This window comes from Streptomyces sp. NPDC057743 (assembly GCF_042798755.1).
GTDB lineage: Bacteria > Actinomycetota > Actinomycetes > Streptomycetales > Streptomycetaceae > Streptomyces.
The window spans coordinates 1-24,830 of sequence record NZ_JBHVJX010000007.1; the positions used below are offsets into that span (position 1 = coordinate 1).

Below are 24,830 nucleotides of genomic sequence, written 5' to 3' on the forward strand. Positions count from 1 at the left end.
GCGGGGGGCTGGGGGCTGGGGTGACGGCCCGCGGGGGGGGTTTGGCCAGACTGCTTCGCTTTACGTCTGGCATACCGCCCCCTCCGACCCGTCCCCTCCCGTGGGTGGGTCGATTTCTGTGGGTGGGGGCTGGTCCTTGTGGTCCCCTGACGGCCGTCGCCCGGTGGCTGGGGTCACTCGTCCTCTGACGGTCACCACTCAACCCAGCGGCCCGAGTTGGCCCACCGGCCCGAATTGACTCACCGGCCTGAGCTGGCCCAGCGACCCGAGTTGGCCCACCGGGCGGACGTGGCACCCACCCCGTTTTTCCCACCCACCCACGGGAGGGGACGGGCCGGAGGGGTGGGGGTGCCAGACGTAAAGCGAAGCAGTCTGGCACCCCCACCCCGGAGGCCCGTCACCGCACCCAACAGCCCCGCGCAGCGGACAACACAACCCGCCCCGCGCAGCGGACAACAAGTCGGCGCGCCCGCGCAGCGGCACCGCCCCGCGCAGCGGACCAGACAACCCGCCCCGCCCCGCGCAGCGGAAAGGCAGCGGAAAGGCAGCGGAAACGCGGACAACAAGCCAGCGCCGCCAGGCGCAAACAACAGCACCCCGCACGGCGGGAAAGTCAGCCACGTGGGAAGCAGCCGGCCGCAGGCCCAAGGTCGAGGGCGAAGAGCGTGTCGGCGCCAAGCGCGGTGCGCCGGACCGGCGGGCGTAGCGCCCGGCGCATCACCGGCGTCCCGGGGAACCGCAGTCCGGGGACGCCGTCGCCGAGCAGGACCGGCGCCACGGTCAGATACAGCCGATCCAACGCGCCCGCGCTCAGGAACCGCGAGACGGTGACACCGCCGCCCTCGACCAGCAGTCGACCCAGGCCGCGCGCCGCCAGCGCCGCCCGCAGCCGCGCCGGGGCGAACGCGGCCCGGTCCGGCAGCGCCAGCACCTCGACCCCGTCCCCGACGCGTCCCGCGGCCGCCTCGGGGCCGACCACCCACAGCGTCGGTGCGGCCCCGTCGGTGAACACCCCTCGGGTCCGCGGCACCCGCCCGCGCGGATCGAGCACCACCCGCACCGGGTTTGGCCCGGGGCAGGCCCGGACGGTCAGTCGGGGGTCGTCGGCCACCGCGGTGCCGGCGCCCACCAGCACCGCGTCCGCCAGGGCCCGCAGCCGGTGCAGATGGCGGCGGTCCGCCTCCCCGGTGACGTAGTCCGCGTCGCCGGTGCGGGTCGCGATGAAGCCGTCCAGGCTCTGCCCGAGCTGGGCGAACGCCACGTGGCGGCCGGCCAGGCAGAGCGGGAGGTAGCGCGCGGCGAGCTCCTGCGCGGCGGGCGTGGCCGGCCGCGCCCAGTGGTCCGTGCCGTCGCCGTCCAGCCGCAGCCCGGCGGCCCCGGCGCCGGCGGCGTCGCGGACCGCGAGCAGCGCCTCCCAGGCCGCGTCCGCGTCGAGCGGCTCAGTCGTCGGGGACACCGCACGCCTCCAGGTAGTCGTCGAACGCCTCGGCCAGCCCGGCGAGCAGCGCCGCGCCCTTCTCGGCCGAGGCCAGGGACGGCGTGCCGATCACCCCGGAGGTGGTGTAGGCGGCCATCCCGAGGCTGAGCAGGTGGGGCCGCTCGTCGGCGCGGTGGTCGGCGTCGGCGTAGCCGTCCCGGACCACGTCGGGCCGGGCGTGCAGCAGGATCGAGGTCTCGGTCTCGCCGGCGTGCATATCGGCGTGCGCGGGGGTGGCCAGGCCGGCGCGGTCGCGGGCCGCGGCCCAGTCCGCCGGGCCGGGGAAGAGCGCCATCCGGATCCCGTCGGCCGCCGAGGACTCCTGAACGACGTTGCGCAGCACGTAGTTTCCGCCGTGGCCGTTGACCAGCACCAGCGCGGTGAGGCCGGACCGCCGCAGCGACGCGGCGACATCGGTGACCACGGCGTGCAGGGTCCGCGCGGAGAGGCTGACGGTGCCGGGCCAGTCGGCGTGCTCGTGGGAGCAGGAGAGAGGCAGCGGCGGCAGCAGCAGCGCCTCGTGGCGGGCGGCGAGCTGCTCGGCGATGGCGCAGGCGATCAGGGTGTCGGTGGTCAACGGCAGGTGGGCGCCGTGCTGTTCGAAGCTGCCGACGGGCAGCAGGGCCAGCGCGGGGCGCCGGGCGCGGACGTCCTCGGTGGTGTCGGTCGGCAGTCCGGGGGCCGGCCGCGCGGCGCGGGGGCGACTCCGGTCCGCGGCGGGGGGACGTGGGTGTTCGGGGGGTTCGGTCGTCGGCATCGGCGGCTCCGGTCGGCGGCAATCCGGCGGTAAGAGGCGGGAGTTGACGAGCCGGCGGTGGGTGGTGCGGGACCGCCGGGCGGGTCCGATCATGCCATGACGGACTCCGATGGCGCCGCCGAGGACCCGGACGTGCGACGGGTCGTGGAGGTCGAACTTCCCACCGCCTACGGTGCGTTCCGGGCGGTGGGCTATCTGGATCGCCGAACGGGGACGGAGCAAGTCGCCCTGGTCAAGGGGGAGTCGGCGGGTGAGGGGGTGCTCGCCCGGCTGCACTCGGAGTGTCTGACCGGCGAGGTCTTCGGGTCCCGGGCGTGCGAGTGCGGCGAGCAACTGGCCGCGGCTCTGCGGGCGATCGCCCAGGAGGGGCGCGGCGCGCTGGTCTACCTCCGGGGGCACGAGGGGCGTGGCATCGGCCTGTTGGCGAAGCTGCGGGCGATGCGGCTCCAACAGGACGACGGCCTGGACACGGTGGACGCGAACCTCGCGCTCGGGCTGCCGGTGGATGCCCGCGACTACCGCGCCGCGGCCGGAATCCTCCGTGACCTGGGCGTCCGCTCGGTGCGGCTGCTGTCAAACAACCCGCGCAAGGGCGAGGCGTTGCGGCGGTGTGGTGTGGCGGTCGCCGAGCGGGTCCCGCTGCTGGTGGCGCCGGGTCCGGAGAACCTCCGCTACCTCCGCGCCAAACGGGAGCGGCTGGGCCATGACCTGCCCCATCTGGGCGGCGTCCCGGGCCCGCCCTGAGCGGCGGCGCCACCCGCCGGATCCGGCCAAATTCTCATCGGGGACCTCTACACATAAAGGTGACATAAGCGCAAAATGAGGGTGTGCGGTGATGCCACGCACATGCGGCCCCGACGCGTGATCGAAGGAGGCGAGTCGTATGGCCGACGTCTCACACCCCAGGGGAGATCTCGCCGGTCACCCCGATGCTTCCGAGATGAGAGCCCGGTTCGAGCGGACGCTCGGCGGGCGGGACGTGGTGCTCGTCGACGGGCCGGTGTTCGTGATCGGCCTGTACTGCGCGGTATCCCCATGGGTCGTGCACTTCACGGCCTCGCAGCCGTCGTTGATGCCCCACAACATCATCGTCGGCGTCGCGATCGCCCTGCTGGCCATCGGGTTCACCGCCACCCCTGAGCGCATGTACGGACTGAGCGGCGCGATGTGCGCGATCGGCGTCTGGCTGGTCATCTCGCCGTGGGTCGTCGGGCGCGGGCCCGACGCCGGAGTCATCTGGAACAACGTCGTCATCGGCGCCCTGACGTTCCTGCTGGGCGCGCTGTGCGTCGCCGTGGCATCGAGGAGCCGCCGCGCCACCTAGGGCCTGTCCGATGGGTCACGGCCGGGGCCGCGACGCCTGGCACGGCACCTCGCGGCGTTGCCGAACCGTCCCAATAGCTCCGCTATCAGGCCGCTCCGGCGCCTTGCGATGCACCGCACCAGACGCCCCGGCCTACCCGACCTTGACCCATCGGACAGACCCTAAGGACACGCTCCCCCGGGGCGCGTCATGAACCACCGGCCCGCTTGCCCTTCGGAGTCCCACAGCGACGGCAAGCGGGCCGGCCATGTCCGGCGGCGTACGGGAGGTTCCCGCGCGGCTACCGGCGGTGGTCGCGGGCGGGCGGTGCGACGAGTTGGCCGGCGACCCCGGCCAGCACCAGTCCGCCCGCCAGGATCAGTCCGTGCGCCAGGGCCACGCCGGTGACCAGGGCCGCGACCGCGGTGGCCAGTATCAGCCAGACCGCCCCGCGCCGGACCGGTGCCGCGGGGGCCGCCGTTGTCCGCACGGGCGGGTAGGGGGCGGCGTCGGGCGGGAACTCTTCCGCGAGGTCGCGGAGTTGACGGTCGTCGTCGGGGGACAGGGAGCGTCCCTCCTCTCCCGGTGGTACTGCCGGTCATGCCGAACGGGCAGATGGCGAATAAGGCGTTGCCGCGAAGATCGGGCCGACTTAGGGTTACCTCCCCATTGATGGCCCTGCGGTGGTGCGCAACGGCACACAGGCGTTGTTGTGCCCTCCCGGGGCTCGCGCCTAACGCCGTTGACCGGACATCACCGGAGGGGGACCACACCGTGCCCGACGACACGCCGCAGCAAAACCACCCGCACCCCGAGCCCCAACAGCCCCACTCCTTAGAGGAGTCCCGCAACACCCTCGTGAAGCTGGCCTTCGGCGCCATGGCCGCCCATACGGTGGCCGCCGCCGCCCGCCTCGACGTGCTGGGCCGGATCGGCGACGGGGAGCGCAGCGCGGACGACCTCGCCGCGGAGTGCGTCGCCGAGCCCGGGACCCTGACGCGGTTGCTGCGGGCCCTGACCGGGCTGGGGCTGCTCACCGAGCCCGCCCCCGGAGGCTTCGCCGCCACCCCGGCCGGCGCCCTGCTGCGCCGGGACGCCCCCGGCTCGATGCACTCCTTCGTCGAGATGTTCACCCACCCCGCCATGCTCCGCGCCTGGGAGCGGCTCGACGACAGCGTCCGCTCCGGCGGGCCGTCCTTCGAGGCCGTCCACGGCACCGACTTCTTCGGCTACCTCGCCGAACACCCGCAGCTCTCCGAGCAGTTCAACGCCGCGATGAGCCAGGGCACCGCGCACACCGCCGGGCTGCTGCCGACCGCCTTCCCGTTCGACCGCCACACCGCCGTCGCCGACATCGGCGGCGGTGACGGCACCCTGCTCGCCGGCCTGCTGCGAGCCCACCCACACCTGCGCGGCATCCTCTTCGACCGCACCGAGGGCCTCGCCCAGGCCGGCCCCCGGCTCGCCGAGGACGGCCTGACCGACCGCTGCTCCCTGGTGGCCGGCGACTTCTTCGCCACCGCCCCCGAGGGCGCCGACGTCTACCTCCTCAAGAGCGTGCTGCACGACTGGAACGACGAACAGTGCGGGCGGATCCTCGGCCACGTCCGCAAGGTGGTCCCCGACGGCGGGCGGCTGCTGATCATCGAGCCGGTCCTGCCGGCGACCGCCAACGCCGAAGGCGACGGGATCCGCTACCTCACCGACCTCAACATGCTGGTCAACCTCGGCGGCCGGGAGCGCACCCGGGACGACTTCGAGCGGCTGTGCCGCGCCGCCGGCTTCGCGCTGCGCACCGTCACCCCCTTCCCGCGCCCCAACCGCTACGCCCTCATCGAGGCCGAACCGGTCTGATCACGGCCTGACCCGGCGGCGGGCCCGGCCCACGCGTGCGGCGACCGGACACCTTCGGTTAAATCGAACGTGTGGGCCATGCTCCCGTGCTGGCCCGCCGTCCCGGAGAGGTGGCGCGCCGTGACCGCTGTGCCCGGGGAGGACGCCCGGCCCGTCGACGACCGCGAGGACTTCGCCGACGCCGACCGCGGTTTCATCGCCCCCCTCGACCCGCCCCGGATCACCGCGGCCGACGGCCGGGTGGTCTGGGACGCCGAGCGCCACGCCTTCCTCGCCGGCAACCGCCCCGACACCGCCCACCCCGGCCTCTGGCGGCAGGGCCGGCTCGTCGCCCGGCACGGCCTGTACGAGGTGACCGACGGCATCTACCAGGCCCGTGGCCTGGACCTCGCCAACATGACGCTCATCGAGGGTGACCACGGCGTCCTCGTCGTCGACCCGCTGCTCTCCACCGAGACCGCCGCCGCGGCGCTGGAGCTCTACCGCAAGCACCGCGGCGACCGGCCGGTCACCGCCCTGCTCTACACCCACGCGCACGCCGACCACTTCGGCGGCGCCCGCGGCGTGCTGCCCACCGGGCACCCGTCCGTCCCGGTCCTGGCGCCCGCCGGATTCCGCGACAGCGCGGTCGCCGAACAGCTCTACACTGGCCCGGCGATGGCCCGCCGCGCCGTCTACATGTACGGCACCCAGCTCCCCGCCGCCCCCGACGGCCAGATCGGCTGCGGCCTGGGCACCGTCCCCTCCGCCGGCACCCGTAGCTTCGTGCCGCCCACCGTGGACATCACCCGCACCGGCCAGGAGGAGATCGTCGACGGCGTCCGCCTGGTCTTCCAACTCACCCCGGGCGCCGACGCCCCCGCCGCGATGAACTTCGCCGTCCCCACCCACCGGGCGCTGTGCACCGCCGAGAACGCCGTCCACACCATGCACAGCGTCCTCACCCTGCGCGGCGCCGTGGTCCGCGACCCCCGCCGCTGGGCCCACTACCTCAACGAGGCGCTGGCCCTCTTCGCCACCGACACCGAGGTCGCCTTCGCCTCCCACCACTGGCCGACCTGGGGCAACGCCCGCATCCGCCGGCTGCTCGCCGGCCAGCGCGACCTCTACGCGTACCTGCACGACCAGACCCTGCGGCTGCTCAACGAGGGCCGCACCGGCCCCGAGATCGCCGAGGAGCTGCGGCTGCCGCCGGCGCTGGAACGGCTCTGGGCGCACCACGGCTACTACGGCTCGCTCAGCCACAACGTCAAGGCGATCTACCAGCGTTACCTCGGATGGTTCGACGGCAACCCGGCCCACCTGTGGGAGCACCCGCCGGTCGAACAGGCCCGGCGCTACGTGGAGACGCTCGGCGGCGTCGCGGCCACCGTGGACGCCGGCAAGCGCTACGCCGACGACGGCGACCTGCGGTTCGCCGCCACCCTGCTCAACCACGCCGTCTTCGCCGCCCCCGACGACCCGCGCGCCCGCCGCGAACTGGCCGCCGTCTACGAGCGGCTGGGCCACGGCTGCGAGAACGGCACCTGGCGCAACTACTACCTCACCGCCGCCAGGGAACTGCGCGGCACCCCGGCCGTCGTCCGCCCCGACACCGCGGGCCCGGACGCCCCCGCCCCCGACCTGGTCCGCGCCCGCACCGTCGACCAGCTCCTGGACTCGCTGGCCATCCGCGTCGACGGCCCCCGCGCCTGGCACCGGAGCCTCACCCTCGACCTCTACCTCGCCGACGAGGACCGCACCTGGCACCTGACCCTCTCCAACGGCGCGCTCACCCACCTCAGCACCCCCGGCGCTCCCACCGCCGACGCCGCCTCGCGCCCGACCCTCACCCTCACCACCCCCCAGCTCAGGGAACTGCTCGGCGGTAAGGTCCCGACCGCCGTCACTCAGGAGGGTGAGCCGGGAGCGGCCCTGCGCGCACTGCTCGCCCTGCTCAGCGCCCCGGACCCCAACTTCCCCCTGGTCACGCCCTGATGCACGCCCACTCCACGGCTGGTACGGCGGCCCCCGGGTGTGGGGCAAACTGGCCCGGTGGCGAGCAACATTCCCGAGGAGTCGACGAGCTTCGTCGGCCGGAGAGCCGAACTTCGGCATCTGAGCAGCGAGTTGACGCAGCGTCGGCTGGTCACCCTGACCGGCCCCGGCGGCGTGGGCAAGACCCGGATCGCGGTCCGGGCCGCCGGCGCTGCCGCGGCCCGGTTCCCCGACGGCGTCCGCTGGGCCCAACTATGGCCCTTACACGGCGACCAGTTGCTGGTCGCCACCGTCTGCGACGCGGTCGGGCTGGCCGACCACTCGACCCGGATGCCGATGGCGCTGCTCTGCGAATGGCTCGCGGACAAACACCTGCTCCTGGTCCTGGACTCCTGCGAACACCTCGTCGCCGCCTGCCGGGACCTGGTCGGCGACCTGGTCACCGCCGCCCCCGGCGTCACCGTCCTGGTCACCAGCCGCCAGCCGCTGGGCCTCTCGGGGGAGTGCGTCACCGAGATCGGCCCGCTGCCGTGCACCGGCGACAACGACGCGCTGGCGCTGTTCACCGAGCGGGCCGGCGCCGCCGCCCCCGACCTCCGGCTCACCGAACCGGGCAACGCCGAGGCCGCGGAGCTCATCTGCCGCCGCCTGGAGGGCATCCCGCTGGCCCTGGAACTGGCCGGTGCCCAACTGGCGCACCGCCCGCTCGCCCAGGTCGCCGAGCGGCTCGGCTCCCGCCTCGACGCCCTGGACGGCACCGGCATGCCCTGGACCCCCCGCCACCGGACCCTGCGCACCGCCATCGGCTGGAGCCACGAGCTGTGCGCCCCGCTGGAGCGGCTGTTGTGGGCCCGCCTCTCGGTCTTCCGCGGCACCTTCGACGCCGGCTCCGCGGCCGCGGTCTGTGCCGACGGCCCGCTCACCGCCGACGGCGTGCGCACCGCGCTCACCGGCCTGGCCGCCAAGTCCGTGCTCACCCGCGAGGGCAACCGCTTCCGGATGCTCGACACCCTGCGCGAGTACGGCCGGATGTGGCTGGCCGAACTCGACGAGACGGTCATCGTCGCCGACCGGCACGCCGCGCACTTCGTCGGCCTCGGCCGCAGCGCCGAGCGCGGCTGGCTCGGCCCCGAACAGGTCACCTGGTACGGCAGGGTCGCCGAGGCGTACGTCGACCTGTGCACCGCCCTGGACCACCTCCTGGCCAACGACCCCGCCGGCGCCCAGGAACTCGGCGCCGCCATCGGCTTCTTCTGGACCTGCTGCGGCCATCTGCACGAGGCCCGCGACTACTTGGAGCGGGCGCTGGCCGCCCAGGACGAGCCGGGCGCGGCCCACACCCGCGCCCTGTGGGCGCTCGGCGTCGCGGTGCTCCTCCAGGGCGAGCTGCACACCGCCGAGACCCTGGGCCGGCGATGCGCCCGCGCCGCCCGGGAGGCCGCCGACCACGACGCGATGCTCGCCGCCGGCTACCTCATCGGCCTGACCCACCTGATGGCCGGCCGTCCGCTGACCGCCCACGCCACCGCCGAGCGCGTCCTCGGGCCGTCGCCGGACGACCCCTTCGGCTCCGCCAGCCGGCTCCGCTGCCACCTGGTGCGGCTCTTCGCACTCACCGCCCTCGGCCGGCTCGACGAGGCGCGGCGCCTGGCCACCACGCTGCGCCGCGGCTGCGTCCAGCGCGGCGAATACTGGTCCCGCTCCTACACCGACTACCAACTCGCCCTGGTAGCCCTCTTCCAGGACCGGCCAGAGGAGTCCGCCGACCACGCCCGCGCGATGCTCGCCGCCAAGCGGCGGATCGGCGACAACTTCGGGATCGCGCTCGGCCTGGACCTGTTGGCCGCCGCGGTCGCCGCCCAGGGCAGGGGCGCGGTCGCCGCCCAGGTCTACGGCGGCGGCCAGGCCATCTGGCGCTCGGTGGGCCATCCGCAGCGCGGCACCCCCGAACTCCGCGCGGTGCGCGAGCAGTGCGAGCGGCGGGCCCGGGCGGCGATGGGCGACGCGGCGTACGCCGCGGCCTTCGGGCGGGCCGCCGAGCAGGACCCCGAGGTGCTGCTCGGCCGCATCCTCACCGGGGAGCTGTGACCGGCTCGCCGGCGGGACCGTCGTCGCCGGCGAGCGCGTACAGCAACTCGTAGGCGGAGGTCACCATCCGGCAGCTGCGGCCGCGGCGGGTGGCGAGCGCGACCAGCCCGGTCCCGGACGCCGGGTGGTAGCCGACGAACGCCTGCTGGCCGAAGGTCGCCCCGACATGGAAGAGCAACGGGCCGCGCGGCGCCGGGTGTTGGTACCAGGTCAGGGTGTGGGTGTTGCGGTGTCGCCAGCCGCGCCGCAGCAGCGGCACCTGCACGGCGCGCAGCGCGGCGGCCAGCGGGCTGCCCCCGGGGTACAGGTGCGCCTCCACATAGGTCAGCAGGTCGTCGGGGGTGGCCCGGACCGCGCCGGCGGCGGCGAAGGCCCCCATGTCGGTGCAGCGCACCGGGGTGGTGCCGTTGGCCCGGTGGCCGACGGCGTCGGTGCCGGTCGTACCGGGTGCCAGGGTGGTGCCGGTGAGGCCGAGCGGCTTGAGCACCCGGGCGGCGAGCAGGTCCGGGTAGGCGGTGCCGGTGGTGTGGCTCAGCGCCGGACCGAGCAGCGCCAGCCCGAAGTTGGAGTAGCGCCAGCGGGTGCCGGGCCGGTGCCGGGGCCGGGTGCGCGCAAAGGTCCGCAGCAGCCGCTCGGTGTCGTAGCCGGAGTAGCCGTTGTCGTACGGGCGGACCAGCGCGCCGAGCAGCAGGTCGGTGGGGATCCGGGGCAGCCCGGAGGTGTGGGTGGCCAGGTGCCGCAGGGTGATCCGGCCGGAGCGCGGGTGGGTCAGCGGCAGGCGGGGGAGGCGGGCGGTCAGCGGATCGTCCAGGGAGAGCTCCCCGTTCACCGCGAGCTCGGCCAGCAGTAGCACGGTGAACGTCTTGGACAGCGAACCGAGTTCGTAGCGCAGCGCGGGGCGCGGGGTGGGCGGCGCCAGCGCGCTGCCGCCGCTGAGCACGCTCCGGTGGCCCTGCCGGGTGACCGCCAGCACGACGTCCGGGGCGTCGATGCCGGCCAGCGTGTCCGCCAGCCGTTCCTCGGTGGCCGGCCCGCCGGGTGCGGTCCGCATCAGTCGGCGTCGGAGGTCAGCGCGCGGGAGGTGGCCATCGCCGAGGCGAACGCGGCGACCAGGGTGGGGTGGTGGACCTGGTCGAAGACCACGTCCGGCGAACCTTCGGGCATCGCCCGCTGGATCGGCATCGCCCCGGACTCCGCCTGGGCCGCCGCGTACCGCTGCCACAGCCGGGCGTCCAGGGCGGGACGCGGCAAACAGGCGTCCACGACCAGGAGTTCGCCGACCAGGTCCCAGTGTTCGAGCTCCGCCCAGTCCTCCAACCAGGCCGGCAGGTACCGGCTGAGGTAGCCGGCGATGTCCGGCGGAATCCGGTCCGGCGCCTCGCCCCAGTTGGTGACGTGGAAGACGGTGTGGGTGATGTCGTAGGCGATGTGCAGCTGCACCGTCCACGGTTCGGGCAGCCGGCCCAGCCAGGTGCACGCGAGCGCCTCGCCGAAGTCGGCGCTGGGGGCCAGGCCCAGCTTGCGCTCGGCGTTGAGCACCCCGAGCCGCCGGTTGGGCACCATCTCCAGCGCCGTCCAGGTCCCGGTCTGCCGGGACGTGCCCAGGGCCGCCTCCAGCCCCGGGTGGCGGTGGCCGAGCTCGTGGAACGGTGCGTAGACCTCCAGCGGCACCGGGGAGAGCGGCTCGTCGCGCTGGAGCGCGGCCAGCACATTGCCGCCGTCGAGCAGCTCCCGCCAGGCGAAGTCCAGCAGTGCGCCGGCCCGGGTGCGCTGCCGGGACCCGGCCACGCCCTCCCGGAACAGCACCTGCATGTTGATCGCCAACTCGCCGATGGGCTTGAGTCGTTCGATCGTCGCGCTGCCGGTGGCGCGGTCCTCGGGCATCAGCCGGAAGTATTCGCGGTGCGCGTCGAGCCAGCCCAGGGCCCGGTCACCGACCCGGTGCAGCAGGGCCGGTGAGGCCGGGGTGGCCAGGGACGCAGCCGTCGGGGTCACAGTGCAGCCTCGCTTTCGCAGGGCGCCCGCCCGGCCACCGCCGCCGCGTCACCGACCGGCACCGGGTCGGCCCCGGCCTCCTGCGCGGCGATACGGGCGAGGGTGCCGGCGAACGCGGTCACCAGGGTGGAGTGGTAGCAGGCCCAGAACGCCTCGGTCGGGTCGTCCGGCAGGGGCGCCGCACCGGTCTCGGGCACGCCGCCGTCGGCGGCCTGCGCGTCGGCCAGCCGCCGCCAGGCCGCCGCGTCGTACGGGGCGGCCGGCAGGCATGCGGCGACCGCCAGCAACTCGCCGACCAGGTCCCACAGTTGCTCCTCCAGCCAGTTCTCCAGCCAGGAGGGCAGCCAGAGCCGCAGATAGCCGGCGGCCTCCGGGGGCAGCCGCCGGCGGTTGCGGCCCCAGTCGGTGAGGTGGAAGACGTCGTGCGTCACGCCGTACGCCGCCTTCCGGTCCAGCGCCCAGGGCTCGGGCAGCAGCCCCAGCCCGGTCAGGGCGAACTCGGCCTCGAACGCGGCGTGTTGGGCCAGCCCGATCCGCCGCTCGGCGTTGAGCACCCCGAGGGTGCGGGTGTGGTCCTCGCGGGCCACCCGCCAGCCGCGCAGTCCGGTCGTGGTGAGCACCAGCTCCTCGACGGTCGGGTGCCGCAGCCCGGCCTGCGCGAAGGCGCCGTAGATCTCCACCGGGTAGGTGGCGTGCGGCTCCCCGCGGATCAGCTCGGCGAACAGCTCACCCTCGTGGGTCTGTTGCCAGGCGAACGCGAACAGCCCCTGCGCCGCGCTCCGGAAGTCGGACCGCGGGTGGCAGGAGGCGATCAGTTGGGTCAGTTCGGCCAGTTCGCCGAGGGGTTTGAGGGTGAGGTTGGGGTCGGCGTCGGTCGTCGCGTCCGGCGGGAGCCGGAAGTGCTCCCGCCGCTCGGTCAGCCAGCCCAGGCTCCGCCCGACCAGGTGGTCCAGCAGCTCCGGGTCGCCCCGGCCGGCGGTCACCAGCCCCGCCCGAAGAACCGCTGCGCGGCCACCACATGCAGCGACACCCGTGGGTCGGTGCCGCCCATCTGCCGGACGAAGGCCAGCCCCGCGTCCAGGCCCAGGGTCGGCGGCACGGCCGGGAGCCGGGCCAGCCAGCGGCCGACGCCGGCGGCCTGCAACCAGTCCCGGCGGCGCACCGCCCGGACGAACCCGCGCGCCAAGTCATCGGTGCGCCAGGCCAGTTGCTCCTCCAGGTCGTCGGCCAGGCCGGGCAGCGCCAGCGCGGCGAGCTGGGAGACCCGGTGGGCGAGCTGCGGCCAGGGGTCGGTGCCGGTCCACTCCGCGCCGGTCTCTGGGGGGCGCGGCCAGGGTTGCGCGCCCGTGGGGAGGTAGGCGTGGGTGGCCTCTACCAGGCCGCGGTAGCTCCACGCCGACACCTCGGAGGCGTCCGTACCAGGGGGAAAGGCCGCCAGCGTCTGTCGCACCACCGCTTCGTCGTCCGCGCCCACCGGCACCGCCCGGTGCTCCAGTGCGTAGGGCGCGAGCGCGTCGGCGCCCAGGACCCGGACCGCGGCCGGGGCGAGCGGGTCGCCCTGGCGCAGGATCCGGGAGAGCGCATAGGGGTCGCCCCCACCCTGGAGGGCGAGGGCGACCCCGGTTGCGGCATCGGCGATCACAGCGCTGAGCGGGACTGCTCCCTGCGTCTGTTCAGCCAACGCGATTCCCCTCAGCGAACGCCGGTCTTCGGGCGAGGGGTGGGGGGCGAGATCAGCAGCAGGCCGAGCAGCAGCAGTCCGCCTCCGCACTCGCGGGTGTCCCGGTAGACACCGTCGGGCTCTGCAGGGCTGAGCAGTCCCTCGACCTCGGCGGCCAGGGCGGCCGTCTCGACCGGCGCTGTGCGATCCGTAACCATGCGATCAACTCCTTCGACGAATGGGATATCAGGCTTACATCAGCCATAAACCGCCGCAATCCGGACTAATCCGACGGAGAGTGACCGTCGCAGGGCGCCGTCGGGGGCCTGTTGGGCGGGTCGTCCGCCATCACCGTCACAACTCGGCGCATATGCGCGGGAGTTGATCTTCCCCGAGCTCAGGGCTCGCGGACGTACGGCGTGGTCGTGCTCAACGTCGAGAAGCCCAGCCGGGACAGGATCGGGCTGCTCTGATCGGAGGCATCTACCTGGAGGTAGCGAAATCCCCGCGCGGCGGCGAGCGCTGCCCGCCGGGCGACCAGTGCCCGGTAGAGGCCCCGGCCCCGCCAGGCGGGCAGGGTGCCGCCGCCCCATAGGCCGGCGAAGTCCGTGCCGGCCGGGAGCTCCAGGCGGGCCGTGGACACCGGCGTCTCACCCGCCAGGGCGACCACCAGTGCCAGCGCTTCCGGGGCCCGCGCCAGTTGGGCGAGCAGCCGGTGCCGCAGGTGCTCGGTGGGCGTCCCGAACACCTCGGCGTGGACCCGCACCACCAGTTCCACCCCGGCCGGGCCGGTCACGGTCGTCAGTCGCACGCCCGCCGGGAGCTCGGGCTGCGCGGTGAGGGCGGACGTCTGCGCCACCATCAGGGACTCCGGCTGTCCGGGGATGAAGCCGGCCGCGCGCAGTCGGTCGCCGAGGTCCGTGGGGCGGTCGTGGCTATAGGCCTTCCATTCGAAGGTCAGGCCCCGGGCAGCGAAGTGGTGGCGCTGCGCCGCGATGGCGGCGTCGGCGGTGGCGTCGTCCAGGTCCGACCAGAGGACGCCGTTCCAGTCGTCGGGCCCGCCGGTCTGCCGTACCACTGGCCCGTCGCGCTCCACCGAGGTGCCGGGGTCGGCGGGGGCGGCCCGTCGCAACTGCTGGTCGTAGCGTGCGCGTACCGCGTCGAGATCCGTGTCCGTCAGGTTCATCGGCACAGTATGGGCGGGGCGCGGGGCGGCCGACCGGTTATTTCGCGGTCCCCTTGCGGGCTACCGCGGTCTGCGCCATGCCGGGGAGGAAGTCGGTGAACAGCTCGTGCACCTCGTGGACCAGTGGTCGCAGTACCCGGAAGCGGGCCAGCGACACCCCGCGGGTGGTCAGCCGGGCGCCGCGGGCGGCGAGCTGGCGGCTGCGCTCGCGGCCGGGGGAGCGGTCGAAGACCCAGTACAGGACGAGCCCCATCTGGGACAGCCACATCAACTCGGGTAGCACGTCGGCGAGTTCGTCCGGCACCTTGGCCTTAGAGCCGGACAGCACCTCGCGGTGCACGTCGATGGCCGCCTCGCGGGCGTGCTCGGACTCGGCCGAGAAGGGGCTGAGGGGGCTGTCCGGGTCCGCGGCGTTCTTGAAGAACTGCGCGGCGAACTCGTGGTACGGGGCGGCGATGTCCAGCCAGGCGCGCAGCACCCCGGTCAGCCGCGCCTCCAGGTCGGTCTCCCGGTCCAGTACGTCGCGGACCGCCGCCTGGTGCTCGGCGGCGATGCGGTCGTAGAAGCCCTGGATCAGGTGTTCCTTGCCGGCGAAGTAGTAGTAGGCGTTCCCGACGGAGACGCCGGCCTCCTTGGCGATGGCCCGCATCGTGGTCTTGTCGTAACCCCGTTCCCGGAAGAGCCGCATGGCGGTCTCCAGGATCAGGGTGCGGGTCTGCTCGCTCTTCGCCGGGCGGGGCTGGTTCTGCTCTGGCACGCCCCGAGCCTAATCGCGCACCGCGCAGCCGCCGCGGCAGCCCTCCGGGGCACCCCGGGGATCCTCGGGCGGGTACGCCGGTCCGGGGCGGTGCGCCGCGCGGTACTTCGCCGCCGCGAGCACCGCGCCGCGGGCGAACGGCAACCCGGCGGGCCTGCTGAGCCGGTGGGCCAACGGCCGGTACGCGGACAGCGCCCACAGGCACGCGACCCAGGCGGCCGCGCCCAGGTACACCTGCCCGCCGTCCCCGACCACGGTGATCTCCTCCAGGGTGACGGCGTGGTCGAGCCCGGGCAGCAGCCGCTCGGCCTCCGGCGAGCCGGCCGGCACCAGGTCCAGCGGCACCAACTGGCGCTGCCGGCCGAGCCAGTCGCGGACGAAGGAGCACAGTGGGCACTGCGCGTCGTAGAGCACGGTGAGCCGGCGGACCGGGGCGAGTGCGGCGCCCCGGCCCACGGCGACGGTGGCCGCCGTCATCCCTGCACCGGTCCGGCGGGCGCCGGGTAGGTGTACGCGTTCGGCGGCAGCGGCGGGTTCGGCTCCCGGTCCAGCATCCCGCGCCGGCGGAACTTGTTGAGCGCGAAGACGTTGCCGAGGTGCATCAGCCCGAGCACCAGCAGCACCACGCCCAGCTTCTGCGAGAGCGCCTCGAAGATCTGCCGGGACGAGGCGAGGGTGGCGTCGTCCTGGAGGTACAGCGCGACGAAACCGAGGTTCACGAGGTAGAAGCCGACCACGAGGAGGTGGTTGACGGCGTCCGCCAACTTCTCGTTCCCGTGCAGCACATCGGCGAGGAAGAGCCGCCCGTTCCGGCTGAGGGTGCGGGCGACCCAGATGGTCAGGCCGATGCTGACGACCAGATAGATGACGTACGCGACGACGGTGAGGTCCACGTCCCGACTCCTTCTTGAACGTGTTCAAAAGTTGTGTTGTCGGTGACTGTAGACCTGTTTTTGAACACGTTCAAGCGAGGGGGTGGGGCGCGGAAGGACGGGGGAGGGGCGGGGCGTCGGCCGTCGCGCGCTGGTCATCTAGAGTGCGGGCGTGCCCTCGTACAGCATTGGTCAGGCAGCGCGGCTGCTGGGTGTCAGCTCGGAGACCGTTCGGCGGTGGGCCGACGGCGGGCAGTTGCGCATGGACCGGGACGGCGCCGGCAACCGCGCGATCGACGGGGTGAGTCTCGCCGCGTTCGCCAAGGAGCGGGCCGCGGGGGCGCATCCGGTGCCCGGCGAGGTCCGCACCTCGGTCCGGAACGCCTTCGCCGGGATCGTCACCGCGGTCACCCTCGACGACGTGCTCGCGCAGGTCGAGATCCAGTCGGGGCCGCACCGGGTGGTGTCGGTGGTCAGCCGGGAGGCCGTCGAGGAGCTGGGCATCGAGGTGGGCATGGAGGCCACCGCGCGGGTCAAGTCCACCCATGTGCATGTGGACCGGCCGGACAGGCCCTAGCCGGCCGGCCGGGTCAGCGGCACAACAGGGCCGCGTGCAGGTCGAGTTTGTGGTCGAGCCGGGACAGGTCGCGGCCGGTGAGGGTCTCGATCCGCTGGATGCGGTAGTGCACGGTGTTGACGTGCAGGTGCAGGATCTCCGCGGTCCGGGCCCAGGAGCCGTGTTGGGCGAGGAAGACCTCCAGCGTCTCCAGCAGCATCCGGTGCGAGGCGCTGCCGGCGCGCGCCAGCGGGCCGAGCACCCGGCTGCTGAACGCCGCGCGGACCTCGGCGGGCACCCCGGAGAGCAGCGCGCCCAGCGTCGTCAGATCGTCGACGGAGGTGACGCCGGCGCCCGCCGGGTCGGTCGAGCGGGCCGCGGCCAGGGCGTAACCGGCCTGCCCGAGTGCCGCGTTGAGGTCGGCGGCGGTGGCCGCCGGGCCGCTCACGCCGGCGTGCAGCGGGGTCCCCGGCCGGCAGTCGTGCAGCGCCGGCCACGCCTCGCGCAGGGCGTCGACGCCCTCGTCGTGCGCCCCGGCGACCACCGCGGCCGCCCGGCCGTCCGGCAAGAGGCCGGCCGCGAACGGCGCTTCGCGGTGGTGGTGCAGCGCCTCGGCCAACGCCCGGTCCGCCGGCCCCGGTTCGGCGTCGCCCAGCGTCGCCACCACCACCCGGAACGGGCCGTCGACGGGCAACCCGCAGTCGTGCAGCGCCGCGTCGAACGCCCCGGTCCCCTCGGCGATCAGCGCCAGTAGCGCGTCCGCGGCCCGGCGCGCGGCGGTCTCCCGGGCCGCGGCGTGGTGCCGGTGCTGGGCGAGGACCTCGGCTATCTCGTGCAGCACCCGCGGTGGGGCGTCGTCCGCGCCGCGCAGCCGCAGGAACCAGCCGTCGTACGGGCCGGCGGCCCCCTCGATGCGCAGGGTGGTGCCGGCGCCGGCGGTGAGCTCCCGGCGCGCCTGACGAGGCGTCAATTTCGGTGCGTCGGGGGTGCTGGCGACCACCCGGCCGGTGGCGGTCAGCAGCCAGCAGACCGGGCCGCCCAGGTGCGCGAACGCCCGGTCCAGCAGGGCGTTTGGCGCGGCGCCGGACGCGAGCAGCCCGGCGAGCTCGGTGCGCACGTTCTCCGGCAGCGCGTAGTGGCCGGCCGGGCGGCGGCTGAGGTCGCCCCACCGACGCAGGTACACCGCCTCGGTGATGTCCCGGAACGTGATGTGCGCGGGCACCGCGAGCAGCGCGACGCGATGGGCGCGGCAGGATTCGACCAGCACCTCCGGGACCGCCCCGTGGGTCTCCTCGCCGGCCAGCAGCGCGGACGCACCGGCCTCGGCCAGCGCCGCCACGAACCGGTCCGCCTTCTCTCGGCCGTCCTCGGGCGCCCACCACACCAGCCCGCTCAACACCAGCTCTCCCGGTTGGAGGAACCGCGCCGGCGCCTCCAGGTCGGTAGCGGTGACGCCGCTGACCTCTTGGGCGAGCAGCGGCTCCTCCCCCCACAGGAGGGTCAGATCGAGCGCATCGAGCTGGAGGAGGTCGTGGACGTGCATGCGGTGGCTCCTTGGACGGCTGCCGAGCATCCGGCCCGGCATCTCACATTCACGAGGCAAATGCGGATCCTGGCATCGTAAATGCCAGCCGAGCTCGCCGATATCCCCCTTGGTTGATCATCCAGTTACGGGCCGGCGCTTTGGTGCGTTTTCCGTGCTGCGGACCAGTCGTGCGCCGGGCCGCCGCCTTGCTTCACTCGGCGGCATGGACCTGAACACCGTGCTGGAGGTGCAAGACGCCCGGCTGCACGCCCCGTGGCGCCCCGGCGACGCCTGGCTGGGCGGTGGCACCTACCTCTTCTCCGAACCCCAGCCGCACCTGCGCCGCCTGGTGGACCTCGGCCGGATGGGCTGGCGGCCGGTCGGTCAACTCCCGGACGGCTCCCTGGAGATCGCCGCCACCTGCACCATCGCCCAGCTCTCCCGCTTCGCGGCCGCCCTCCCCGTCCCGGCCGCGCCGCTCTTCGAACAGTGCTGCCGCGCCTTCCTCGCCTCGTTCAAGATCTGGAACATGGCGACCGTCGGCGGCAACCTCTGCAACGGCCTGCCGGCCGGACCGATGATCTCGCTGACCGCCGCCCTGGACGGCAGCTGCCTGCTCCAGGCCCAGGACGGCTCCCGGCGCCGGGTCAAGGTCGCCGACTTCGTCACCGGCGCCGGCCGCAAGGACCTCGCCGAGGGCGAACTCCTCCGCTCGGTCACCCTGCCGGCCCGCTCCCTGACCTGCCAAACCGCCTTCCGTCAGGTCTCCCTCTACGGGCTCGGCCGCTCCGCCGCCCTGGTCATCGGCGCCCTCGACCCGCTGGACGGCTCGCTGGCCGTCACCGTCACCGCCGCCACCGTCCGCCCCTTCCGCCTCTGGTTCCCCACCCCGCCCACCGCCGCCGCGCTGCGCGCCACCCTCGACGACGCCGTCACCGACGCCGAGTGGTTCGACGACCTCCACGGACTGCCCGCCTGGCGCCGCCACATGGCGCTGCGCCTCGCCGAGGAGGTCCGCGCCGCACTCGCCCCCCGCCCGCCGTCCGCCACGGAGGCCGCCCGATGAGCCACGTCGTCCATGTCAACGGCCGGGACTTCGACGCCGCGCCCCGGCCCGGCCAGTGCCTGCGCACCTATCTGCGGGATCGCGGCTGGTTCGGGGTGAAGAAGGGCTGCGACGCCGGGGACTGCGGCGCCTGCACCGTCCACGTCGACGGGGAACCGGTGCACAGCTGCCTCTACCCGGCCGCCCGCGCCGTCGGGCGCCGGGTCACCACCGTCGAGGGGCTGGCCGAACCGGACGGCGAACTCCACCCCGTGCAGCGGACGTTCCTCGCCGCCCAGGGCTTCCAGTGCGGCTTCTGCACTGCCGGCTTCCTGATGACCACCGCCAAGCTGACCGAGGACCAACTCACCGACCTGCCCCGGGCGTTGAAGGGCAACCTCTGTCGCTGCACCGGCTACCGGGCCATCGAGGACGCGATCCGCGGCGTCACGCACGTCGAGGAGCCCCGCCCCGGGGAGTCGGTCGGCGCCAACCTCGGTGCCCCCGCCGGCCCGCAGGTGGTCACCGGCACCGCCCGCTACACCTTCGACATCGAGGTCCCGGGCCTGCTGCACATGAAGCTGCTGCGCTCCCCGCACCCGCACGCCCGGATCGTCGCCGTCGACACCGCCGACGCGCTGCGGGTCCCCGGCGTCCACCTCGTCCTCACCCACCGCGACGCCCCCGAGCGGCTGTTCTCCTCCGCCCGCCACGAGCACCCCACCGAGGACCCCGACGACACCCGCGTCCTGGACGACGTGGTCCGCTTCGTCGGCCAACGGGTGGCCGCGGTGGTCGCCGACACCGAGGCCGCCGCCGAGGAGGGCTGCCGCAAGATCGCGGTGGAGTACGAGGTGCTGCCGCACGTCCTCGACCCGGAGGAGGCGATGCGGCCCGGCGCCCCGGTGGTGCACCCCAAGGACCCCGAAACCTCCCGGATCGCCCGCCCGTTGGAGAACGTCGTCGGCGAGGTGCACGGCGAGATCGGCAGCGTGGAACGGGGCTTCGCCGAGGCCGACGTGGTCTACGAGGAGACCTTCCGCACCCAACGGGTGCAGCACGCGAGCCTGGAGACGCACGGCGCCCTCGCCTACTTCGAGGAGCGCCAGGACGGCGCCGGTGAGCGGATCGTGGTCCGCTCCAGCACCCAGGTGCCCTTCCTGACCCGGCGCGCCCTGTGCGCCCTCTACGACCTGCCGGAGGACGGGGTCCGGGTGGTCGCCGGCCGGGTGGGCGGCGGCTTCGGAGGCAAGCAGGAGATGCTGACCGAGGACATCGTGGTGCTGGCCGCGCGGCGGCTACACCGGCCGGTGAAGCTGGAGTTCACCCGCGCCGAGCAGTTCTTCGGCGCCACCACCCGGCACCCGTTCACCATCGGCGTCAAGGCCGGCGCCAAACGGGACGGCACCCTGACCGCCCTTCAACTCCGGGTGGTCGCCAACACCGGCGCCTACGGCAACCACGGCCCGGCGGTGATGTTCCACAGCGTCGGCGAGTCGATGGCCGTCTACCGCGCCCCGCACAAGAAGGTCAACGCCTTCTCCGTCTACACCCATTGCGTCCCGGCCGGCGCCTTCCGCGGCTACGGGCTGGGTCAGGTCACCTTCGCCGTGGAGTCCGCCCTGGACGAGCTGGCGCGCCGCCTGGGCATCGATCCGCTGGTCTTCCGGGAGCGCAACGTCATCGGCCCCGGGGAGCACATGGTCACCCCCGGTGGCGAGGAGGAGGACCTCCAGATCGCCAGCTACGGGCTGGACCAGTGTCTGAAGGTCGTCCGCGACGCGATGGCCGAGGACCGCGGCGCGGCGGACGCCCCCGAGGGCTGGCTGGTCGGCCAGGGCGCCGCCATGGCGATGATCGCCACCGGCCCGCCCGGCGGTCACTACGCCGACGCCACGGTGACGCTGCTGGACGACGGCGGCTACGACATCGCCGTCGGCACCGCCGAGTTCGGCAACGGCACCACCACCGTCCACCGACAGATCGCCGCCGGCGCGCTCGGCACCACCGTCGACCGGATCTCCATCCGACAGTCCGACACCGACGTCGTCCGGCACGACACCGGTGCCTTCGGCTCGGCCGGCACCGTGGTGGCCGGCAAGGCCGTGATGCGGGCGGCCAACGGGCTGGCCGAGAAGATCCTCACCTTCGCCGCCGAGCACGCCCGCACCCCGCGGAGCCAGTGCCGGCTGCTCGCCGACGCGGTGGAGTGCGCCGGCCGGGCGGTCCCGCTCAAGGAGCTGCACGAAGCCGCCCGGGCGCGGGGCGAGGAGCTGACCACGGCCGGACACTGGGGCGGATCGCCGCGCTCGGTGGCCTTCAACGCCCAGTGGTTCAAGATCGCCGTCGATCCCGACACCGGCGAGATCCGGATCCTGCGCAGCGTGCACTCGGCCGACGCCGGCCGGGTCATGAACCCGATGCAGTGCCGCGGCCAGGTCGAGGGCGGGGTGGCGCAGGCGCTTGGCGCCACCCTCTTCGAACAGGTCCTGGTCGACGGCGACGGCAGGGTCCTGACCCCGGCCTTCCGCCGCTACCGGCTGCCCGCCTACGCCGACGTCCCGCGCACCGAGGTGCACTTCACCCACACCTCGGACGCCATCGGGCCGTTGGGGGCCAAGTCGATGAGCGAGAGCCCGTTCAACCCGGTGGCGCCGGCCTTCGGCAACGCGCTGCGGGATGCCACCGGGGTGCGCTTCACGGAGGTGCCGTTCCTCCGCGACAAGGTGTGGCTGGCCCTGGCGGAGCACCGGGCCGCGGGCGCACCGGCGGGCTGGTCGGCCCGGGCGCACCTGCCGCGGGAGGGCTCGGTGTGACCGCCGCCCGCCGTGCCGGTCCTGCGGCGGGCGGCGCGGGCGCGGTGGGTCCGGGGACGCACCGGGGTCGTTCTCGGATCTGCCGTCCCATCCGTCCATGTGCCTCACTTGTGCAAGGGGAACGTGCGTAGTGGGATGGCAGATGTGATTGGGGCCACTTCCGTCTGGGCATCAGAGGGAGGCAGCCGCCGCCCGGATCCTCTCCAGGGGGACACCATGACCCGTCTCAGTCCGCCCCGCGCCACCGCCGTCCGCGGTGCGTCAAACGCCGCGCGGTCCGCCGCCCGGCCCTTCCTGATCAGCGGTCAACTCCGGCGCCCGCTCGCGCTGACCGTCGCCGATCTGCGGGAGCGCTGGCCGCAGCGGCACGCCCCGGTGGTCTTCGACTGCGCCGCCAACGGGCCGCAGCACCACACCTTCGACGGCCCGTTGCTGCGTGATGTGCTGGCCGCGGCCGGCCCGGCCTTCGACGCCCGGCGGCGCAAGGACCGCTCCCGCTTCCTGCTGACGGTCACCGGCGGCGACGGCCACCACGCGGTGCTGTCCTGGGCGGAGATCGACGCCGACTTCGGCGACGCCCCGATCCTGCTGGCCACCGCCCTGGACGGCCGGCCGCTGGACGGCGACGGCAGCCAACTCGTGGTGCCGTCCGATCGCTGCGGCGCCCGCTACATCAGCGCCATCACCGGCATCTGGGTCGGTGCCTGCCCGGTGCCGGAGGGGCGGTAGTTGAGGGCCCGCGGCCCGGTCAGCGCTCGGCGGCCAGCGCGACCTCGGTGGACTTGACCAGTGCGGTCACCTCGGAGCCGGCGGCCAGGCCCAGTTCGGCGGCCGCGTCCTTGGTGACCGCCGCGGTCAACTCGCCGCCGGCCACGGCCACCTTGACCCCGGCCATCGCGCCGCCGGTGGCCACCGCGACGACGGTGCCCGGAATCCGGTTGCGGATGCTGAGCCCGTCGATGGTGCCGGTGGCGAGCGCGACCTCGGTGGACTTCATCAATACGCGGACCGGCGAACCCTCCTTGATTCCGAGGTCGTTGACGGCCTCCACGGTGATCGCGGCGGTGATCTCCTGGCCGCCGGCCAGCCGCACCGCGACGGTCGACATCACCTCTCCCGACGCGATGCCGAGAACCGTGCCGGGGAGCTGATTGCGGATGCTCAGGGTCATGGGAACCACTTCCTCGGGGGCGGTGGAGACGGGCGGGGATATCCGCGGGGGTGAATGCGGTGCGGGTCACCGCCGCCGGAAACCGCCGCGGAACGGGGCTCCGGAATGTCGGGAATCGCCCCGTCGGTCCCTCGCACTCTAATCGCGTTCGGACGGGAATTCCTCGGCGGATTCGGCCCACCGGGTGCGGCGCTCCGGCCCTGCTCCGGCCGCGTTTGCCCGGGATTCCGGTACCCGGAAACAGCGCTCGTTCCTTCCTCCAATAGCCCTTGCATCTGCTATAGAGGAATGCCTTAAGGATTGTAAATGCGAGGCATTAGCTCATATTGTGTCGCACATGCAGTCCTACACAATCGGCCAGGCGGCGCGTCTGCTGGGCGTCAGCCCGGACACCGCGCGCCGCTGGGCGGACGCCGGCAGGGTCGCGACCCACCGCGACGACAGCGGCCGCCGCCTCATCGACGGCCGGGACCTGGCCGCCTTCTCGATCGAGGTGGGCCAGTCCGCGGGAGGCGAGGAGGACGATGCCTACACCTCCGTCCGCAACGCCTTCCCGGGCATCGTCACCGCCGTCAAGGTCGGCGACGTCGCCGCCCAGGTCGAGATCCAGGCCGGCCCGCACCGCCTGGTGTCCCTGCTCACCCGCGAGGCCGTGGAGGAACTCGGCCTGGAAGTCGGCATGCAGGCCGTGGCGCGGGTGAAATCCACCAGCGTGCACATCGACCGCACCTGACCCGCGACCGCACCAACCGGCGGCCGGTCCGTGCGTCCCCAACGGGACGGCCGCCCAGCGGCGTCGCCCTTCCCCGAGCTCTCGTACGTCCTGGAGCGGGGGAGACCCCACTCGGCGCGGCTGATGTCCCCGTCCGCCCGGGCGACCGCCTCGCCCGCGTCACAAGGAGTCCCGCACCATGTCCCCTCTCGTCACCGGGCGCCGCGCCGCCTCCGCGCTCGTCACCGTCGCCCTCCTCGTCCCCCTGGCCGCCTGCTCCGGCGGCAGCGACGACGGCGCCAAGAAGGACGGCAGCGGCACCACCAAGCTCACCGTGCTCGCCGCCGCCTCGCTCACCGACGTCTTCAAGAAGGCCGGCGCCGCCTACGAGAAGGAACACCCCGGCACCAAGGTCGCCTTCTCGTTCGCCGGTTCGCAGGAGCTCGCCGCCCAGGTCAAGCAGGGCGCCCCCGCCGACGCCCTGGTCACCGCCGACACCAAGACCATGGACGGGCTCAGGGCCGACACCGGGGCGCCCACCGTCATCGCCAAGAACCGCCTGGTCATCGCCACCGGCAAGGGCAACCCCAAGAAGGTCGGTGCGCTGAAGGACCTCGCCGACAGCAAGCTGAAGGTGGTGCTGGCCGCCCCCGAGGTGCCCGTCGGCCGCTACAGCAAGAAGGTCCTGGACGCCCAGAAGCTGACCGTCAAGCCGGTCTCCCAGGAGCCCAACGTCCGGGCCGTGCTCAGCAAGGTGGAACTGGGCGAGGCGGACGCCGGCATCGTCTACAAGACGGACGCCGCCACCGCGCCCGGCAAGGTCGAGGCCATCGACATCCCCGACGCGCAGAACGCCGTCGCCTCCTACCCGGCGGCCACGCTGAAGTCCTCCCAGCACTCCGCCGCGGCCGCCGCGTTCGTCAAGTGGCTGAGCACCCCCGAGGCGCAGCGGCTGCTCCAGGCGGCGGGCTTCCAGAAGCCGTAACCGCGCGCGGGGGCGGGGCCGTCCGGTCCGGGGGAGCGGCCCGCCCCGCCGCCCGCCGGACCCCCGGCCCCGCCGCCCGACCCGATCCCAGGAC

The 24,830-nt window shown here is 74.0% G+C and carries 25 protein-coding genes; 11 read left to right on the top strand and 14 right to left on the bottom strand.

The features are described 5' to 3' along the window. Positions 1 to 613 precede the first annotated feature (613 nt). Positions 614 to 1,456 (bottom strand): RibD family protein, encoded by an 843-nt coding sequence (locus ACFVFQ_RS09710; protein WP_383411568.1) that lies wholly within the window; start codon positions 1,454 to 1,456, stop codon positions 614 to 616. Continuing rightward, on the bottom strand, positions 1,440 to 2,234 hold the full coding sequence (locus tag ACFVFQ_RS09715; RefSeq protein ID WP_383411571.1) for a creatininase family protein: 795 nt from the start codon (positions 2,232 to 2,234) through the stop codon (positions 1,440 to 1,442). Before ACFVFQ_RS09715 ends, ACFVFQ_RS09710 begins: the two co-directional genes overlap by 17 nt. A gap of 96 nt (positions 2,235 to 2,330) precedes the next feature. Here ACFVFQ_RS09715 and ribA point away from each other — a divergent pair, with 96 nt between their 5' ends. Together ribA and ACFVFQ_RS09725 are read left to right on the top strand one after the other, a co-directional pair. Beyond that, positions 2,331 to 2,978, top strand: coding sequence for a GTP cyclohydrolase II (gene ribA, locus ACFVFQ_RS09720; protein ID WP_383411573.1), 648 nt, complete (start codon positions 2,331 to 2,333; stop codon positions 2,976 to 2,978). A 139-nt stretch (positions 2,979 to 3,117) separates the two neighbouring features. Continuing rightward, positions 3,118 to 3,558, top strand: coding sequence for an SPW repeat protein (locus ACFVFQ_RS09725; protein ID WP_383411576.1), 441 nt, complete (start codon positions 3,118 to 3,120; stop codon positions 3,556 to 3,558). 280 nt (positions 3,559 to 3,838) lie between these two features. On the opposite strand, the gene ACFVFQ_RS09730 is transcribed toward ACFVFQ_RS09725, so the two are convergent. Next, complete coding sequence (locus ACFVFQ_RS09730; protein ID WP_383411582.1) at positions 3,839 to 4,027, bottom strand: hypothetical protein; 189 nt, start codon at positions 4,025 to 4,027, stop codon at positions 3,839 to 3,841. 284 nt (positions 4,028 to 4,311) lie between these two features. On the opposite strand from ACFVFQ_RS09730, the gene ACFVFQ_RS09735 reads away from it, so the two are divergent. The 3 genes from ACFVFQ_RS09735 (at position 4,312) to ACFVFQ_RS09745 (ending at position 9,456) form a co-directional block, all read left to right on the top strand. Beyond that, the gene (locus ACFVFQ_RS09735) at positions 4,312 to 5,391 is read left to right on the top strand and encodes a methyltransferase (protein ID WP_383411586.1); all 1,080 of its coding nucleotides are present in this window, start codon (positions 4,312 to 4,314) and stop codon (positions 5,389 to 5,391) included. Positions 5,392 to 5,469: 78 nt separating this feature from the next. Beyond that, a complete protein-coding gene (locus ACFVFQ_RS09740; protein WP_383411589.1) occupies positions 5,470 to 7,368 on the top strand; it encodes an alkyl/aryl-sulfatase in 1,899 nt (632 codons plus the stop codon). Positions 7,369 to 7,425: 57 nt separating this feature from the next. Next, positions 7,426 to 9,456 carry an ATP-binding protein gene (locus ACFVFQ_RS09745; RefSeq protein WP_383411592.1) on the top strand — a complete coding sequence of 677 codons (2,031 nt, stop codon included), beginning with the start codon at positions 7,426 to 7,428 and terminating at the stop codon, positions 9,454 to 9,456. On the opposite strand, the gene ACFVFQ_RS09750 is transcribed toward ACFVFQ_RS09745, so the two are convergent. The 9 genes from ACFVFQ_RS09750 to ACFVFQ_RS09790 all read right to left on the bottom strand — a co-directional run bounded on the left by ACFVFQ_RS09750 (position 9,440) and on the right by ACFVFQ_RS09790 (position 15,947). After that, positions 9,440 to 10,507, bottom strand: a complete 1,068-nt coding sequence (locus tag ACFVFQ_RS09750) for a serine hydrolase domain-containing protein (protein WP_383411595.1) — start codon at positions 10,505 to 10,507, stop codon at positions 9,440 to 9,442. The genes ACFVFQ_RS09745 and ACFVFQ_RS09750 overlap by 17 nt on opposite strands. Then, positions 10,507 to 11,451 carry a DUF6895 family protein gene (locus ACFVFQ_RS09755; protein WP_383411597.1) on the bottom strand — a complete coding sequence of 315 codons (945 nt, stop codon included), beginning with the start codon at positions 11,449 to 11,451 and terminating at the stop codon, positions 10,507 to 10,509. The genes ACFVFQ_RS09750 and ACFVFQ_RS09755 overlap by 1 nt, the downstream gene beginning before the upstream one ends. Beyond that, positions 11,448 to 12,434, bottom strand: coding sequence for a DUF6895 family protein (locus ACFVFQ_RS09760; protein WP_383411600.1), 987 nt, complete (start codon positions 12,432 to 12,434; stop codon positions 11,448 to 11,450). The genes ACFVFQ_RS09755 and ACFVFQ_RS09760 overlap by 4 nt, the downstream gene beginning before the upstream one ends. Continuing rightward, the gene (locus ACFVFQ_RS09765) at positions 12,431 to 13,132 is read right to left on the bottom strand and encodes a hypothetical protein (RefSeq protein WP_383411603.1); all 702 of its coding nucleotides are present in this window, start codon (positions 13,130 to 13,132) and stop codon (positions 12,431 to 12,433) included. The genes ACFVFQ_RS09760 and ACFVFQ_RS09765 overlap by 4 nt, the downstream gene beginning before the upstream one ends. A gap of 11 nt (positions 13,133 to 13,143) precedes the next feature. Continuing rightward, entirely contained in the window at positions 13,144 to 13,329 is a 186-nt protein-coding gene (locus ACFVFQ_RS09770) for a hypothetical protein (RefSeq protein WP_066979831.1), read from the bottom strand. A gap of 179 nt (positions 13,330 to 13,508) precedes the next feature. Next, positions 13,509 to 14,297, bottom strand: a complete 789-nt coding sequence (locus ACFVFQ_RS09775) for a GNAT family N-acetyltransferase (RefSeq protein ID WP_383411606.1) — start codon at positions 14,295 to 14,297, stop codon at positions 13,509 to 13,511. A 37-nt stretch (positions 14,298 to 14,334) separates the two neighbouring features. Beyond that, positions 14,335 to 14,985 carry a TetR family transcriptional regulator gene (locus ACFVFQ_RS09780; protein ID WP_383412330.1) on the bottom strand — a complete coding sequence of 217 codons (651 nt, stop codon included), beginning with the start codon at positions 14,983 to 14,985 and terminating at the stop codon, positions 14,335 to 14,337. A gap of 78 nt (positions 14,986 to 15,063) precedes the next feature. Continuing rightward, positions 15,064 to 15,531 (bottom strand): thiol-disulfide oxidoreductase DCC family protein, encoded by a 468-nt coding sequence (locus tag ACFVFQ_RS09785; protein ID WP_383411609.1) that lies wholly within the window; start codon positions 15,529 to 15,531, stop codon positions 15,064 to 15,066. Next, on the bottom strand, positions 15,528 to 15,947 hold the full coding sequence (locus tag ACFVFQ_RS09790) for a hypothetical protein (protein WP_383411612.1): 420 nt from the start codon (positions 15,945 to 15,947) through the stop codon (positions 15,528 to 15,530). The genes ACFVFQ_RS09785 and ACFVFQ_RS09790 overlap by 4 nt, the downstream gene beginning before the upstream one ends. A gap of 151 nt (positions 15,948 to 16,098) precedes the next feature. Here ACFVFQ_RS09790 and ACFVFQ_RS09795 point away from each other — a divergent pair, with 151 nt between their 5' ends. Next, positions 16,099 to 16,503, top strand: coding sequence for a molybdopterin-binding protein (locus tag ACFVFQ_RS09795; RefSeq protein ID WP_383411615.1), 405 nt, complete (start codon positions 16,099 to 16,101; stop codon positions 16,501 to 16,503). Positions 16,504 to 16,516: 13 nt separating this feature from the next. On the opposite strand, the gene ACFVFQ_RS09800 is transcribed toward ACFVFQ_RS09795, so the two are convergent. Next, on the bottom strand, positions 16,517 to 18,025 hold the full coding sequence (locus ACFVFQ_RS09800) for a helix-turn-helix domain-containing protein (RefSeq protein ID WP_383411618.1): 1,509 nt from the start codon (positions 18,023 to 18,025) through the stop codon (positions 16,517 to 16,519). 205 nt (positions 18,026 to 18,230) lie between these two features. Between ACFVFQ_RS09800 and ACFVFQ_RS09805 the strand changes: the two genes are divergently transcribed. The 3 genes from ACFVFQ_RS09805 to ACFVFQ_RS09815 all read left to right on the top strand — a co-directional run bounded on the left by ACFVFQ_RS09805 (position 18,231) and on the right by ACFVFQ_RS09815 (position 22,597). After that, positions 18,231 to 19,073, top strand: coding sequence for an FAD binding domain-containing protein (locus ACFVFQ_RS09805; protein ID WP_383411621.1), 843 nt, complete (start codon positions 18,231 to 18,233; stop codon positions 19,071 to 19,073). After that, positions 19,070 to 21,868 carry a molybdopterin-dependent oxidoreductase gene (locus tag ACFVFQ_RS09810; protein ID WP_383411623.1) on the top strand — a complete coding sequence of 933 codons (2,799 nt, stop codon included), beginning with the start codon at positions 19,070 to 19,072 and terminating at the stop codon, positions 21,866 to 21,868. The genes ACFVFQ_RS09805 and ACFVFQ_RS09810 overlap by 4 nt, the downstream gene beginning before the upstream one ends. 216 nt (positions 21,869 to 22,084) lie before the next feature. Further along, complete coding sequence (locus ACFVFQ_RS09815; RefSeq protein WP_383411626.1) at positions 22,085 to 22,597, top strand: molybdopterin-dependent oxidoreductase; 513 nt, start codon at positions 22,085 to 22,087, stop codon at positions 22,595 to 22,597. 19 nt (positions 22,598 to 22,616) lie between these two features. On the opposite strand, the gene ACFVFQ_RS09820 is transcribed toward ACFVFQ_RS09815, so the two are convergent. Next, on the bottom strand, positions 22,617 to 23,039 hold the full coding sequence (locus ACFVFQ_RS09820; protein WP_383411629.1) for a molybdopterin-binding protein: 423 nt from the start codon (positions 23,037 to 23,039) through the stop codon (positions 22,617 to 22,619). 337 nt (positions 23,040 to 23,376) lie between these two features. On the opposite strand from ACFVFQ_RS09820, the gene ACFVFQ_RS09825 reads away from it, so the two are divergent. Both ACFVFQ_RS09825 and modA read left to right on the top strand, forming a co-directional pair. Further along, positions 23,377 to 23,772, top strand: a complete 396-nt coding sequence (locus tag ACFVFQ_RS09825) for a molybdopterin-binding protein (RefSeq protein ID WP_274917466.1) — start codon at positions 23,377 to 23,379, stop codon at positions 23,770 to 23,772. Positions 23,773 to 23,950: 178 nt separating this feature from the next. Beyond that, positions 23,951 to 24,736, top strand: coding sequence for a molybdate ABC transporter substrate-binding protein (gene modA / locus ACFVFQ_RS09830; RefSeq protein WP_383411632.1), 786 nt, complete (start codon positions 23,951 to 23,953; stop codon positions 24,734 to 24,736). Positions 24,737 to 24,830: the final 94 nt, after the last annotated feature.

What these genes read in the sequence shown, in the direction of transcription:
- ACFVFQ_RS09715 (WP_383411571.1), bottom strand. Translation starts at nt 2,234, where the DNA reads ATGCCGACGACCGAACCCCCCGAACACCCACGTCCCCCCGCCGCGGAC.
- ribA (WP_383411573.1), top strand. Translation starts at nt 2,331, where the DNA reads ATGACGGACTCCGATGGCGCCGCCGAGGACCCGGACGTGCGACGGGTC.
- ACFVFQ_RS09725 (WP_383411576.1), top strand. Translation starts at nt 3,118, where the DNA reads ATGGCCGACGTCTCACACCCCAGGGGAGATCTCGCCGGTCACCCCGAT.
- ACFVFQ_RS09740 (WP_383411589.1), top strand. Translation starts at nt 5,470, where the DNA reads ATGCTCCCGTGCTGGCCCGCCGTCCCGGAGAGGTGGCGCGCCGTGACC.
- ACFVFQ_RS09750 (WP_383411595.1), bottom strand. Translation starts at nt 10,507, where the DNA reads ATGCGGACCGCACCCGGCGGGCCGGCCACCGAGGAACGGCTGGCGGAC.
- ACFVFQ_RS09770 (WP_066979831.1), bottom strand. Translation starts at nt 13,329, where the DNA reads ATGGTTACGGATCGCACAGCGCCGGTCGAGACGGCCGCCCTGGCCGCC.
- ACFVFQ_RS09775 (WP_383411606.1), bottom strand. Translation starts at nt 14,297, where the DNA reads ATGAACCTGACGGACACGGATCTCGACGCGGTACGCGCACGCTACGAC.
- ACFVFQ_RS09780 (WP_383412330.1), bottom strand. Translation starts at nt 14,985, where the DNA reads ATGCGGCTCTTCCGGGAACGGGGTTACGACAAGACCACGATGCGGGCC.
- ACFVFQ_RS09785 (WP_383411609.1), bottom strand. Translation starts at nt 15,531, where the DNA reads ATGACGGCGGCCACCGTCGCCGTGGGCCGGGGCGCCGCACTCGCCCCG.
- ACFVFQ_RS09800 (WP_383411618.1), bottom strand. Translation starts at nt 18,025, where the DNA reads ATGCACGTCCACGACCTCCTCCAGCTCGATGCGCTCGATCTGACCCTC.
- ACFVFQ_RS09805 (WP_383411621.1), top strand. Translation starts at nt 18,231, where the DNA reads ATGGACCTGAACACCGTGCTGGAGGTGCAAGACGCCCGGCTGCACGCC.
- ACFVFQ_RS09810 (WP_383411623.1), top strand. Translation starts at nt 19,070, where the DNA reads ATGAGCCACGTCGTCCATGTCAACGGCCGGGACTTCGACGCCGCGCCC.
- ACFVFQ_RS09815 (WP_383411626.1), top strand. Translation starts at nt 22,085, where the DNA reads ATGACCCGTCTCAGTCCGCCCCGCGCCACCGCCGTCCGCGGTGCGTCA.
- ACFVFQ_RS09820 (WP_383411629.1), bottom strand. Translation starts at nt 23,039, where the DNA reads ATGACCCTGAGCATCCGCAATCAGCTCCCCGGCACGGTTCTCGGCATC.
- ACFVFQ_RS09825 (WP_274917466.1), top strand. Translation starts at nt 23,377, where the DNA reads ATGCAGTCCTACACAATCGGCCAGGCGGCGCGTCTGCTGGGCGTCAGC.
- modA (WP_383411632.1), top strand. Translation starts at nt 23,951, where the DNA reads ATGTCCCCTCTCGTCACCGGGCGCCGCGCCGCCTCCGCGCTCGTCACC.